Below are 13,571 nucleotides of genomic sequence, written 5' to 3' on the forward strand. Positions count from 1 at the left end.
CGGGTGCCGACATCCGGCGGCGACGGGTTGAATGATGGCGCAGATCGACGTGATGGAACGGCCGATGCGGTGGGCGGCGAACACCGCCGGTCGCTATGTGGCCGAAGCCAGCACAGATGCCGATCAGTTTCTGCAACGCGCCGCGGCCCTCGGCCCCTCCGCTGCGGTCACGCCGTTCCAATCGACCGAATGGCTCCGCGCATGGCTGGCGGTGGTCGGGCCTTCAGCGGCCGTGGAGCCGCTTCTGATTACCGTGCGCGATACTCTTCGCGATGAGATCGCGATGCTGCTGCCGCTGGTCGTGCGCAGGCTGTGCGGCGTGGCACTGGTCGAATTCGCCGACCTGTCGGTTTCCGACTACAACATTCCGCTGCTCGGTCCCGCGGCGCCATCGACACCCGGAGCTGCCGCGGCGGCGTTCGAGGCGGCGTTGGCTGCAATGGCTGATATCGACGTGGTACGGCTGAGCAATCTGCCGCTCACCGCCGGCGGTCGCGTGAACCCGCTGGCCCTCGTGGCATCGACGCCCTCGACCTCGGTCCGCAACGTCACCACGCTGCCGCGGACCTGGGACGATTACCTCGACTCGCGGTCGCGCAAGTTTCGCAAGGCGCTGCGTCAGCATCACCGTGCGCTCGACGCGCTGGGCGGCGTGCGGGTGCGGATGATCACATCGCCGGGGGACGAGGCCACGCGGCTGTTCGGCAAACTCGACGAGTTTCAGCGCGCCCGGATCACGGCGCTGGGCAAGCGCTACGTGCTCGACCGGCCGTGTTATGCGAAGTTCTATCGCGAGGTGCTTTCGCGCGGCCGAGCGATGCTGTCGGTGATGGATTCCGGTGACCGGGTCGTCGCGATCGCTTACAGCCTGCTGCACCGGCAGAGCTGCACCACGGTCCGCCTCGCCCATGCCGGGGCCGAGTGGAATCGCGGCTCGCCGGGCATCGTGCTGGTCAGCGAGATCATCCGCTGGCTGATCGACAGCGGCGTCGAGCAGTTCGATCTCGGGGCTGGCGGCTACGACTACAAGAGGCAGCTCGGCTGCGAAGTGCAGCCACTGCTGACCCTGCAGAAGGCATTGACGCTGAAGGGGCGGATGGCTCTGTCGGCGTGGTCGACCTATTCGGGCGGCCGTTCGCTGGTTCAGTCGCTGACCGCAAAGGCGTCGTAGACCAGCTTCTTGAACATCGGGACTACGCGGCCGCGTTCGGTCTCGGTCTGTTGCATCAGGATGTAGATCATGTCCAGCTTCGGATCGACGCCGAAATAAGTACCGCTGCCGCTGTCCCATTTCAGTTCGCCGATCGATCCCGGCGCCGGCGGCCTCGCCTCGCCAGGCTCGACCCGCACCGCCAATCCGTAGCCGTAGCCGAAGCCATCACCCGGAAAATAGAAGTAATCGCGCTCGACGCCGGAGCCCGGGCCGATCTGGTCCGTCGTCATCGCCTTGAACGCGGCCGGGCTGAGATAGCGCCGGCCGTCGAGCGCACCGCCTTCGAGCAGCATTTGCGCGAACCGCGCGTAGTCGGTGGCGGTCGACAGCAGACCGCCGCCGCCCGATTGCCATTCGGGATGGGCACGGCGCTGACGTTCGGATTCGACCAATACCGTATCGGCAGGAAACACTGCCGCCATCCGCGCCCGCTCCGCCTCGGTGCGCAGCACAAAGCCGGTGCTGATCATGCCGAGCGGATCGAACAGCCGCTGCTTGAGGAAGTCGTACAGCGGCTGGCCCGAAACGATCTCGATGACGCGGCCGAGCACGTCGGTGGAATGGCCGTAGCGCCACAGCGTGCCTGGCTGACGCCCCAGCGGCAGGCGGGCGATCCGATCGGCAAAGATGGCGTTGTCGAACCGGCCGGCGAACAGATGCGCCCGCTGATACGCCACCATGATCAGCTCGCCGCCGATATATTCGTAAGTGATCCCAGAGGTGTGGCGCAGTAGGTCTTCGATCGTCACCGGACGGTGCGGCGCAACCAGCTTCAGCGCCGGCTTGCCGTGCTTCGTCGCCTCGATCCCGACCTTCACGCGCGCGAACGCCGGGATGTATTTCGCCAGCGCATCGTGTAGTCCCAGCCGTCCCTCGTCGATCAGCATCATCGCCGCGACGCTGGTGATCGGCTTGGTCATCGAATGCAGCGCGAAGATCGTGTCCGGCGTCATCGGGTGCCGCCGCGCAGCGGTGCGCCAGCCGAAGCAACGCTGGTACACAGGCTTGCCGTGCTGCTGGATCAACACCACGGCGCCCGGCAGTTTGCGGGTCGCAATCTCGTGATCGAAGAAAGCAGTGAGCCGCTCCAGTTTGTCGGGATTCGGCACCGGCACCGAAGGCGCGGCGTGCCCCGGCAAAGGCGACATCGCCAGCATTGCGCCGAGGCCTCGCAGAACTTCGCGACGGCTGATCAAAATGAAGGGTGACGGCATGGCGAAGCGGTCCTTGGCGGCCCCCAGGGAACCCCGGTCTTTGCACGCGCACCCCGGTCGGCTCGATCATACTGCGGGGTACGGTCGGTCAGGCCCCTGCTGCGTGTTCATTCCAGCCCTTGGCGCGCAGCCGACACGCCGGGCATTCGCCGCAGCCGTAGCCCCAATCGTGGCGCGCCCCACGCTCGCCGAGATAGCAGGTGTGGGAGTCCTCTCGGATCAGATCGACCAGCGGATCGCCGCCGAGGTCCTGGGCGAGCTGCCATGTGGCAGCCTTGTCGCGCCACATCAGCGGCGTGTGTAAGGTGATGTCGCGCGCCATGCCGAGCGACAGCGCGGTCTGCAGCGCCTGGATGGTGTCGTTGCGGCAATCCGGATAGCCGGAGTAATCGGTCTCGCACATTCCGCCGACAATGTCGGTGATGCCACGCCGATACGCCAGCGCCGCCGCGAAGTTCAGGAAGATCAAATTGCGGCCGGGCACGAAGGTGTTCGGCAGGCCGTCGGCGCCCATCGCGATTGCGACGTCGCGGGTCAGCGCGGTGTCGGAAATTTCCGCCAGCGTCGGGATCGTCAACGTGTGATTGTCGCCGAGCTTGGCGGCCCAGTCGTCGCTGATGGCGCGGAAGCCGTCGAGCAGCCGCGCGCGGCACTCCAGTTCGATCAGATGCCGCTGGCCGTAATCGAAGCCGATGGTCTCGACCTTGGCGAAGCGCGCCAGCGCCCATGCCAGACAGGTTGCGGAGTCCTGCCCGCCGGAGAACAGCACCAGCGCGGTCTTGTCGGAAGAATGCTCGGTCATGGCGCAGCCTCTAGCACTGTGGGGCGTCTCCGCCAATCCGGTGCGGTTTTCGCTGGGATGGCGGCGCCGGTTGCGGCATACGAGACGGGACTTCCTCATGCCTTGGACCCGCCCGATGAACCCTTCCCGCGATATCGCCCGCCTGATCGAGATCATGGCCGCGCTCCGCACTCCGGTGACCGGTTGCCCGTGGGACCTCGAGCAGGACTTCGCCAGCATCGCGCCTTACACCATCGAGGAAGCATTCGAGGTCGCCGAGGCGATTGCCCGCCATGATCTCGACGACCTGCGCGAAGAGCTCGGCGATTTGTTGCTGCAGGTGGTGTTTCACGCCCGGATCGCCGAGGAGCGCGGCGCGTTCGCATTCGGCGACGTGGTCGAGGCGATTACCCGCAAGATGATCCGCCGCCACCCGCACGTCTTCGCCGACGCCAATGGCAATCTGACACCGTCGCACGTCGAGGGCGTCTGGGACCGGATCAAGGCGGAGGAAAAGGCCGAGCGCGCCGCCCGCCGCGGCCTGACCGAACAGCCGTCCAGCTCGGTGCTGGCCGGCGTTAAATCCGGTCAGCCGGCGCTGTCGCGAGCGATGGATCTGCAACGCAAGGCCGCCAAGGTCGGATTCGACTGGAACGATCCGCGCGCGGTGCTCGCCAAGATCCGCGAGGAGACCGACGAGATCGAGGCCGCGCTCGACCGCGGCGATCAGGCGCACATCACCGAGGAGACCGGCGACCTGCTGTTCGCGCTGGTCAACCTCGCCCGCCATGCCAAGGCCGATCCCGAGATCGCGCTGCGCAGCGCCAACGCCAAATTCGAGCGCCGGTTCGCCTATATCGAGCAGGCGCTGGCGGCGCAGGGCCGCACGCCGGATGACGCCACGCTCGCCGAAATGGATGCGCTGTGGAACGAGGCGAAGCGCGCGGAGCCGACGAAATAGCGCCGACCGGTTCCGATCCGGCCCCCGACTCCCTATCTATGCCTGCAGCGAAACAAACGTAGGGGGGCTCGCGAGCATCATGCTCTCGGTGGAATTAGCAATCGTTGTCGTCCTGATCGTCGTCAACGGTCTGCTGTCGATGTCCGAACTGGCGATCGTCTCGTCGCGGCCTGCAAGGCTGTCGATCCTGGCACAGCGGGGCGTCCTCGGCGCCCGCCAGGCGCTCAAGCTGAGCGAAGACCCCGGCCGGTTTCTCTCCACCGTCCAGATCGGCATCACCCTGGTCGGCGTCGCATCCGGCGCGTTCTCCGGCGCGACGCTGGGACAACGGCTGAGCGATTGGCTGACCGCATCCGGCGTGCCGTTCGCCGACATCATCGGCGTCGGATTAGTGGTGACGCTGATCACCTACGGAACGCTGATCATCGGCGAACTGGTGCCGAAGCAGCTCGCGCTGCGGGACCCTGAAGCGGTGGCGGTGAAGGTCGCGCCGGCGATGGTGTTGCTCGCCAGGATCGCGCTGCCGGTGGTGGTGGTACTCGACGTCTCCGGCAAGGCGATGCTGGCGCTGCTGGGCCAGAGCGGCGAGCCCGAGGATAAGGTTTCCGAGGAGGAGATTCACAGTCTGGTGTTGGAAGCCGAGACCGCCGGCGTACTCGAGCCCGGCGAGCGGCAGATGATCGCAGGCGTGATGCGGCTCGGCGACCGCCCGGTCGGCGCGGTGATGACGCCGCGCCCCGAGGTCGACATGATCGATCTTTCGGATCCGCCCGAAGTCATCCGCGCCGCCTTCGTCGAGAGTCCCCATTCAAGGCTGCCGGCCACCGACGGCGATCGCGACGATCCGATCGGCATCATCCAGGCCAAGGACGTCTTGGAAATCTACCTGCGCGGCGACACGCCGGACTTCCGCACGCTGGTGCGCGACGCGCCGGTGATCCCCTCCTCGGCCGACGCCCGCGACGCGCTGCTGATGCTGCGCAATAACTCGGTGCATATGGGATTGGTGTACGACGAATTCGGCGGCTTCGAAGGCGTGGTCAGCACCGCCGACATTCTGGAATCGATCGTCGGTGCGTTCAGCTCCGAAGACGGCCCGCCGGAGCCCGCCGCCGTGCGACGCGACGACGGCTCCTATCTGATCGCGGGTTGGATGCCGGTCGACGAATTCGGCGATCTGCTCGGCGTTCTGGTGCCGACGCCGCGCGATTACCACACCGTGGCGGGCCTGGTACTGTCGCATCTCGGCGCGTTGCCGAGTGTCGGCGACAAGTTCGACTTCCAGGGCTGGCGGTTCGAGATCCTCGACCTCGATCACCGCCGGATCGACAAGATCCTCGCGAGCCGCCTGCCCGACGACGAAGCCTCGCCATGACCGAGCCGCCACCGCTGCACGAACGACGGCAGGCGCGTGCGCTGGCCGCGGTGCGGCTGCTGCATACCGCGATCTGGGCGTTCTTCGCCTCGTCGATCGTCGCCATCCCGGTCACAGTCTGGTTCGGGCAACTGGTCGCCGCGCTGTGGCTGAGCGTGTTCGTGTGGGGCGAAGTGTTTGTGCTGCTGCTGAACCGGATGCGCTGTCCGCTGACCACGCTGGCGGCGCGCTACACTGACGACCGCGCTGACAATTTCGACATCTGCCTGCCGCGCTGGCTGGCCCGCTATACCAGCGGCTGTTCGGCACGCTGTTCGCCCTTACCCAGCTCCAACTCGGCTGGGCTCTGCTGGTGCGCTGACCGCTTCGCCGGCACCCAAGCCGCAGTTCCTCTGAAACGGCGACGGCCGCTGCACAAGGAGCGCAGCGGCCGTCGGCTGACACATCATCCCCGGCCGATCGCGGCCGGAGGGGAAAGGCTGTGCAAAGGAGCTCAGAACGGGATGTCGTCGTCCATGTCGCTGCGGCCGCCGCCGCTGCTGGCCGGCATCGGGCGCCGGGCACCGCCGCCGCCCGACGGGCCGCTGGAGCCGAAATCGCCGCCGGAATTGTCGTCGCCGTAGCCGCCGCCACCACCGCCACCGCTGCGGCCGTCGAGCATCGTCAGCGTCGAGTTGAAATTCTGCAGCACAACCTCGGTGCTGTAGCGCTCAGCGCCGCTCTGATCGGTCCATTTGCGCGTCTGGAGCTGGCCTTCGATATAAACCTTCGCGCCTTTTCTCAGGTACTGCTCGGCGACCTTGCACAACCCTTCGTTGAAGATCACCACGCGATGCCATTCGGTCTTTTCCTTGCGCTCGCCGGTGGCGCGGTCGCGCCAGGACTCCGAGGTCGCAATCCGCAGATTCGCGATCGGACGTCCATCCTGGGTCCGCTTGATCTCCGGATCGGCGCCGAGGTTTCCGACCAGGATCACCTTGTTCACGCTGCCCGCCATCGACGTCTCCTCTCAAAATCAACCAACTGCTCGCCGCTCCGCACGCCGATCCGGCGTCTCAGCGACCTTCCGCCCAAGCGCTTACGCTGTCGGCGCCGCGTCGCCCATACGCCCACGCGCGAAAATACCCGCAGCGCCCGCGTTATCCACCGCGGCGAGCAACACAATTATGTTCTATTTTTGTTCCGATGAGAAGCGCAAAGTCAGCCACCTGCGAGACGCGCCGCACCGGCGCGTAGTACCGCAGATGGCTGGATCGGTATCTAGGATGCAATTTCAGGATTACGTTCCGCTATTACCAGTTTCAGAGCGATTTTTTGCGCGCGATTGTTGCAAATCGGCGACGTCGCACGCATCAAGACGAGCGTATAGTCACAGCCGGAATTTGAGATGGGCACTCGCGCTTCCTTTGGTCCGCAGCGGGACAACTGGCGGATCAGGAACCGGTGAAGCAAACAACCGGAGAATTGCGATGAAGAAATTTCCGTTGGGGACCGTTGGTCTGATTGCGTTGGGTGGCCTGATTGCCACGAGTTCGGTGCCGGCGATGGCCGCCGACCTCGCGGCCCGCCCCTACCCCAAGGCGCTGCCGATGATCCCGGTGATGTACAACTGGTCCGGCTTCTACGTCGGCGCCAATGGCGGCTGGGGCACCAGCCGCAACTGCTGGGACTTCGCCGGCACCACGGCGCAACCGCTTGCAGCCAACTTGGGCGAGGGTTGCCACGATGCCTCAGGCGGCACAGTCGGCGGCCAGTTTGGTTATGTTTGGCAGATAGGAGCCTGGGTATTTGGTCTCGAAGCTCAAGGCAACTGGGCCGACTTCAAGGGGACTAATGTGAGCCTTCTCCCCACGCCGGGGACGATCAACGATTCTAATGTGGACGCATTCGGCCTATTCACCGCCCGCGTCGGCTACGCGTGGGAAAACACGCTGATCTATGCCAAGGGCGGTGCGGCGCTCACAGGCGACAAATACACAGTGTATGGCACTAGGACAGGCGCGGTCACCGACACAGCTAAAGAAATCCGATGGGGCGCGTCGGTAGGTGCTGGTTTGGAATACGGCTTCGCTCCTGCCTGGTCGATCGGTTTCGAGTACGACCACCTGTTCATGGGAAACCGCGACATCGCCTTTGCGACCACCTCCGTCGACCGCATCAACCAGGACCTTAACGTCGTTAGCGCCCGCATCAATTATCGATGGGGAGGCCCAGTCGTGGCGCGGTATTGAGCTTCTGGGCGCTTACGACAGCCGCGAAGGCTAACGACGAGGACACTCGCCGCTCTTCTGTGTCCAAGTATAGATTCCACGGGGGCCGGCCTCCGAGGTTGACAGGGCAAGAGCAGAATTATTCAATCAAATGTTGCAGCCCGGCTACAGACTTCTGTCTTTTTCCGCGTATCATGTGTGCAGTTGATTGATTTGCGCCGTGCCCATTGGAGAGCGAAATGAAGAAATTTCTTCTTTGTACTACCGGAATGATTGCGCTAAGCGCACCCGCCTCAGCAGCTGATATGGCTGCCCGTCCTTACACAAAAGCACCGCCTCCTATAGTTGCAGCGATGTACGATTGGTCCGGTTTTTATATCGGCGCCAATGCGGGTTGGGGACAAAGTCGCGACAACCGCTATAGGACCGATCGCAATCCGGCCTTGGACCTTGGTGCCTATAACGCCAACGGCGCAACGGCTGGTGGCCAAATCGGCTATCGTTGGCAAACCGGTGCCTGGGTATTCGGCGTTGAAGCACAGGGAAACTGGGCCGATTTTCATGGTAGTATACAGAATCAATTTAACCTAGCGAACCAGATTTACTCGAAGACTGACGCTTTCGGTCTGTTCACCGGCCAAGTCGGCTACGCCTGGAACAACATACTACTCTACGTCAAGGGCGGCGCTGCGGTGACTGATCGCCAGTACGAATTCATCTCGAACGCTACTGGTGCCGCGACAGCGGTTACGGACTATCACACTCGCTGGAGTGGGACTGTCGGTGGGGGATTCGAGATCGGCTTCGCTCCGAACTGGTCTATCGGAGTGGAATACAATCACATCTTCGAAAATCGCCACGACGTTCAGTTCAATAGCGCAGCTACTGGTGCGCCGATCGCCGGGAGTTACGAATCGGGTGGGGATACCGATCTCGTGCTAGCCCGCATCAATTATCGCTGGGGCGGCCCGGTGGTGGCGCGCTACTGAGAACCGCTTCGCTGCACTCAGCTTCGGTTCGGAAGGCCGGCCTCGCGCCGGCCTTCTGCATTTCCGGGCGCAGGTTCCGGACCGAAACGCGGGAGCCGCTGCGGCGCGACCTTTCGGCCTTTGTCCGGTCGGACTGGAAACCGCGCCAGTCGGACGCAACAATCCGGTTGATGGCGCACCGAGGCTCTGGCAATCGCGCCTCGTTCTTCCTATGTTCCGATTTCAGCCCATCCGGCGTCAGCTCCGGTCGCTCCGGCGCGCGCCCCAACCGGCGCGTTTCCGCGCGTCTGGACACCCGCATGGACGAAGTGATCAAGGCGAAGCGTCAGACCCCCGCGGCCTCGAGCCGGACCGCCATCACCATTCGTGGCGCCCGCGAGCACAATCTCAAGAACGTCGACGTCACCATCCCGCGCGATAAGCTCGTGGTGTTCACCGGCCTGTCCGGCTCCGGCAAGTCGTCGCTGGCGTTCGACACCATCTATGCCGAGGGTCAGCGCCGCTATGTCGAGTCGCTGTCGGCCTATGCCCGGCAATTCCTCGAGATGATGCAGAAGCCGGACGTCGACCAGATCGACGGCCTGTCGCCAGCGATCTCGATCGAGCAGAAGACCACCTCGAAGAACCCGCGCTCGACCGTCGGCACCGTGACCGAGATCTACGACTACATGCGCCTCTTATGGGCGCGCGTCGGCGTGCCCTACTCGCCGGCGACCGGCCTGCCGATCGAGAGCCAGACGGTATCGCAGATGGTCGACCGGGTGCTGGCGATGCCCGAAGGCACCCGGCTGTATCTGCTGGCGCCGGTGGTGCGTGGCCGCAAGGGCGAGTACCGCAAGGAGCTCGCCGACTGGCTGAAGAAGGGCTTCCAGCGCGTCAAGATCGACGGCAGCTTCCACGAGCTCGCCGAAGCGCCGACGCTCGACAAGAAATTCCCGCACGACATCGACGTCGTGGTCGACCGCATCGTGGTGCGTCCCGACATCGGCCAGCGCCTCGCCGAGAGTTTCGAGACCGCGCTGAAGCTGGCCGAGGGGCTGGCGGTGATCGAGTTCGCGGATGCGCCCGCCGCGGCGGCCGCACCGGCGCCCGCTCCTGACGAGCCCGGCGACAAGAAGAAAAAGGCCGACAAGAAGGTCGCCAAGATCCACGACAAGAGCGGCGCCGAGCGCATCCTGTTCTCGGAGAAATTCGCCTGCCCGGTGTCCGGCTTCACCATTCCGGAGATCGAGCCCAGGCTGTTTTCGTTCAACAACCCCTACGGCGCCTGTCCGGAATGCGGCGGCCTCGGCATCGAGCAGCACATTGACGCTGACCTGGTCGTGCCCGACAAGGAACTGACGCTGCGCAAGGGCGCGATCGCGCCGTGGGCGAAGTCGTCCTCGCCGTACTACCTGCAGACGCTGACCGCGCTCGGCAAGCATTACAAATTCACGCTCGACACCAAGTGGAAGGACCTCCCCAAGAAGGTCCAGAACGTGCTGCTGCACGGCTCCGGCGACGACGAGATCAAGTTCTCCTACGAGGACGGCGTCCGCTCCTACGACACCAAGAAGCCGTTCGAAGGCGTCGTCACCAATATCGAGCGCCGCTTCCGCGAGACCGAGAGCGAATGGGCGCGCGAGGAGCTCGGCAAGTACTTCTCCGACGTGCCGTGCGATGCCTGCGCCGGCCATCGCCTCAAGCCGGAGGCGCTGTGCGTCAAGATCGGGGGGAAGCATATCGGCGAGGTCTCCGAGCTGTCGGTCAAGGCCGCCGGCGACTGGTTCACCTCGGTGCCCAAGCTGCTCAACACCCAGCAGAACGAGATCGCCGTTCGTATCCTGAAGGAGATCCGCGACCGGCTCAGCTTCCTGCTCGACGTCGGCCTCAACTACCTGACGCTGTCGCGCTCGTCCGGCACGCTGTCGGGCGGCGAGAGCCAGCGCATCCGCCTCGCCTCGCAAATCGGCAGCGGCCTCACCGGCGTGCTCTACGTGCTCGACGAGCCGTCGATCGGCCTGCACCAGCGCGACAACGCCCGGCTGCTCGACACCCTCAAGCGGCTGCGCGATCTCGGCAACACCGTGATCGTGGTCGAGCACGACGAGGACGCCATCCTGCTCGCCGACCATGTGCTCGACATCGGCCCCGGCGCGGGCGTCCATGGCGGCCACATCATCGCCCAAGGCACGCCGGCCGAGATCATGCGCAATCCGAAGTCGCTGACCGGCAAGTATCTGACCGGCGAATTGTCGGTGCCGGTGCCGGAGCGCCGGCCGCCGAACCATCGCCGCACCCTGAAGCTGGTCAACGCTCGCGGCAACAATCTGAAGAACGTGACCGCCGAAATCCCACTGGGCCTGTTCACCTGCGTCACCGGTGTCTCCGGCGGCGGCAAGTCGACGCTGTTGATCGACACCTTCTACAAGGCGATCGCGCGCAAGCTGAACAACGCCAGCGAACCGCCGGCGCCGCACGACCGCATCGAGGGCCTCGAGCACATCGACAAGATCATCGACATCGACCAGTCGCCGATCGGCCGCACCCCGCGCAGCAATCCCGCGACCTACACCGGCGCGTTCACACCGATCCGCGAGTGGTTCGCCGGCCTGCCCGAGTCCAAGTCGCGCGGCTACGAGCCGGGCCGGTTCTCGTTCAACGTCAAGGGCGGCCGCTGCGAGGCCTGCCAGGGCGACGGCGTCATCAAGATCGAGATGCACTTCCTGCCCGACGTCTACGTCACCTGCGACGTCTGCAAGGGCAAGCGCTACAACCGCGAAACGCTCGACGTGCTGTTCAAGGGTAAGTCGATCGCCGACGTGCTCGACATGACGGTCGAGGAAGCCGCCGAGTTCTTCAAAGCGGTGCCGCGCGTGCGCGAAACCTTCAAGACGCTGCAGCGCGTCGGCCTCGACTACATCCATGTCGGCCAGCAGGCCACCACGCTGTCCGGCGGCGAAGCCCAGCGCGTCAAGCTTGCCAAGGAGCTCTCTAAGCGCGCCACCGGCCGCACCCTCTACATCCTCGACGAGCCGACCACCGGCCTGCACTTCCACGACGTCGCCAAGCTACTCGAAGTGCTGCACGAGCTGGTGGCGCAGGGCAACACCGTGGTGGTGATCGAACACAATCTCGAAGTCATCAAGACCGCCGACTGGGTCATCGACCTCGGCCCCGAAGGCGGCGACGGCGGCGGCGAAATCGTCGCCTGGGGCCCGCCGGAAGACATTGTCAAAGCGCCGAGGAGCTACACGGGGAAGTTCTTGAAGCCGGTGTTGGAGAAGAAGAGGCCGGCGAAGGCGGCGAAGAGGAAGGCGGACGAGGCGGCGGAGTGATGTAATTGAGAAACCGATTTGGTTTAAGCCGCAACATTCCTGCTGATGTTCGGCGCCAAGTCCGACGACGAGATGGATTTGGCTGCATTGTTTGCGGAAAAGCCATCTACGACTACGAGCATATTAACCCCGAATTTGCCGACGCAACACGGCATGACCCTGATGGAATTGTGCTACTTTGCATAAGTTGTCACGGTAAGAAGACGCGAGGCTTTCTTTCCTTAGAGACAATCTGCGCCGCACGAGCCAACCCTAAATGCAAGCAACAAGGCTTCTCGTTTGAGCCTCTGGACATCGGCCAATCACCTCCGCAAATCATCATTGGCACACTTGAGGCAATAGGTGTTCAGTCCCTTATTGAGATAGACGGCGTCAGTATTTTTTCGATAGCTACCCCGGCTGCAGATAAGCTGCCTTTTCGCGTAAACGCCCAGCTCAGCGACGACAATGGCGCGGAGATCTTGCGAATAGTCGACAACGAATGGAGAAGCTCTGCCGACAATTGGGACGTTGAAACATCCGCTGCTCGAATTACTATCCGTCGAGGGGTTGGTGATATTGTTCTCGCCTTGAGGGTCGAGCCGCCCAGATTAATTGTAATTGAACGTCTATCGATGTTCTTCCGCGGAACAACAATTCGATGTGCCGAGAAGGAGGAGATTGAGATCATTACGCCTTCGGGGCGGGTACTTTCATCCGGGGGCATGTCTCTAAAAGGCTGCCGAGTTGGGATACAGGTGGATCACAACGGCCTATCCGTTGGTGTGGGTGGAGGCGCAGTATCGATCAGACAAATGACGCTCTCTTGCCAAAAGCCAAGATGGCTAAGCGCTTCTAATAACATTCGGCGGAACAGCCCTTGTAACTGTGGAAGCGGCCAGAAGTATAAGCATTGTTGCGGCGCGTTTCTTAAGAAGCGAGGATAGGCAGGAAGATCGAGAACAGCAGACATGGCACGCTCCGCACGCTCTTGCCTAAACGCTGAGCAGCAAGCGTAGCCCCATGAGCGAAGCCACACCTGGGGCTATAGCTTGCCGCATATCGCTGCGCTGATGCGGACTAACACGCGGCGCGACCGCGTCGCTGCAATTTGAATCGCCCTGCCGCTCCCTCGCGTCTACACTCCCCCCATGTCCCGCCTCACCTCCCTCACGCTCGCCGTCGCCCTCGCCCTGCTCCCCGCCCCCGCCTCGGCGGCTTCGCACAAGAAGCACGCCAAGCGCTCGCAGGGCCACGGCTTCCTGCCGGGCTATGTGCAGCCGCCGAACAATGCTGTGCCGTTGTTCATGCAGAAGCTGTCGCCGGCGCAGCGGGCGATGCTGCGGCCGAAGCGGCCGTGGTACATCGATCCGACGCCGGATTATTATCGCTGGAACGGCCCCTGGAGCGGCGAGTGGCGCTATCCCGGCCGCGCCGGCTTCTATCGCGGCCGCTACAACGGCGGCAGCTTCGGGCCGTGCTGGACGCAGACGCCGATCGGGCCGATCTGGAATTGCGGGAAGTAGAGCTCG

11 protein-coding genes are annotated in these 13,571 nt (G+C 64.0%); 8 read left to right on the plus strand and 3 right to left on the minus strand.

Translation table 11 applies throughout. From position 1 onward, the window contains the following. Nucleotides 1–34 precede the first annotated feature (34 nt). Nucleotides 35–1,171 (plus strand): GNAT family N-acetyltransferase, encoded by a 1,137-nt coding sequence (locus M9H71_RS13990; RefSeq protein WP_455405582.1) that lies wholly within the window; start codon nucleotides 35–37, stop codon nucleotides 1,169–1,171. On the opposite strand, the gene M9H71_RS13995 is transcribed toward M9H71_RS13990, so the two are convergent. Then, the gene (locus M9H71_RS13995) at nucleotides 1,144–2,427 is read right to left on the minus strand and encodes a serine hydrolase domain-containing protein (protein WP_455405583.1); all 1,284 of its coding nucleotides are present in this window, start codon (nucleotides 2,425–2,427) and stop codon (nucleotides 1,144–1,146) included. The genes M9H71_RS13990 and M9H71_RS13995 overlap by 28 nt on opposite strands. Nucleotides 2,428–2,515: 88 nt before the next feature. Continuing rightward, nucleotides 2,516–3,229 carry a 7-cyano-7-deazaguanine synthase QueC gene (queC, locus tag M9H71_RS14000; RefSeq protein ID WP_455405584.1) on the minus strand — a complete coding sequence of 238 codons (714 nt, stop codon included), beginning with the start codon at nucleotides 3,227–3,229 and terminating at the stop codon, nucleotides 2,516–2,518. Nucleotides 3,230–3,344: 115 nt separating this feature from the next. On the opposite strand from queC, the gene mazG reads away from it, so the two are divergent. After that, nucleotides 3,345–4,169, plus strand: coding sequence for a nucleoside triphosphate pyrophosphohydrolase (gene mazG / locus M9H71_RS14005; RefSeq protein WP_455405585.1), 825 nt, complete (start codon nucleotides 3,345–3,347; stop codon nucleotides 4,167–4,169). A gap of 79 nt (nucleotides 4,170–4,248) precedes the next feature. Continuing rightward, the gene (locus tag M9H71_RS14010) at nucleotides 4,249–5,544 is read left to right on the plus strand and encodes a hemolysin family protein (protein WP_455405586.1); all 1,296 of its coding nucleotides are present in this window, start codon (nucleotides 4,249–4,251) and stop codon (nucleotides 5,542–5,544) included. Nucleotides 5,545–6,037: 493 nt separating this feature from the next. Here the strand turns inward: M9H71_RS14010 and M9H71_RS14015 are convergent, their stop codons facing one another. Beyond that, nucleotides 6,038–6,541 (minus strand): single-stranded DNA-binding protein, encoded by a 504-nt coding sequence (locus M9H71_RS14015; protein WP_455405587.1) that lies wholly within the window; start codon nucleotides 6,539–6,541, stop codon nucleotides 6,038–6,040. 472 nt (nucleotides 6,542–7,013) lie between these two features. Here M9H71_RS14015 and M9H71_RS14020 point away from each other — a divergent pair, with 472 nt between their 5' ends. The 5 genes from M9H71_RS14020 to M9H71_RS14040 all read left to right on the plus strand — a co-directional run bounded on the left by M9H71_RS14020 (nucleotide 7,014) and on the right by M9H71_RS14040 (nucleotide 13,565). Next, entirely contained in the window at nucleotides 7,014–7,775 is a 762-nt protein-coding gene (locus M9H71_RS14020; RefSeq protein ID WP_455405588.1) for an outer membrane protein, read from the plus strand. A gap of 218 nt (nucleotides 7,776–7,993) precedes the next feature. Beyond that, nucleotides 7,994–8,743: an outer membrane protein gene (locus M9H71_RS14025; protein WP_455405589.1), complete on the plus strand. Its 750-nt coding sequence runs from the start codon at nucleotides 7,994–7,996 to the stop codon at nucleotides 8,741–8,743. Between the two features lie 299 nt (nucleotides 8,744–9,042). Continuing rightward, the gene (uvrA, locus tag M9H71_RS14030; protein ID WP_455405590.1) at nucleotides 9,043–12,060 is read left to right on the plus strand and encodes an excinuclease ABC subunit UvrA; all 3,018 of its coding nucleotides are present in this window, start codon (nucleotides 9,043–9,045) and stop codon (nucleotides 12,058–12,060) included. A 5-nt stretch (nucleotides 12,061–12,065) separates the two neighbouring features. Continuing rightward, nucleotides 12,066–12,986 (plus strand): SEC-C metal-binding domain-containing protein, encoded by a 921-nt coding sequence (locus M9H71_RS14035; protein WP_455405591.1) that lies wholly within the window; start codon nucleotides 12,066–12,068, stop codon nucleotides 12,984–12,986. Between the two features lie 204 nt (nucleotides 12,987–13,190). Next, nucleotides 13,191–13,565 (plus strand): hypothetical protein, encoded by a 375-nt coding sequence (locus tag M9H71_RS14040; protein ID WP_455405592.1) that lies wholly within the window; start codon nucleotides 13,191–13,193, stop codon nucleotides 13,563–13,565. Nucleotides 13,566–13,571 lie beyond the last annotated feature (6 nt).

This window comes from Rhodopseudomonas parapalustris (assembly GCF_053772255.1).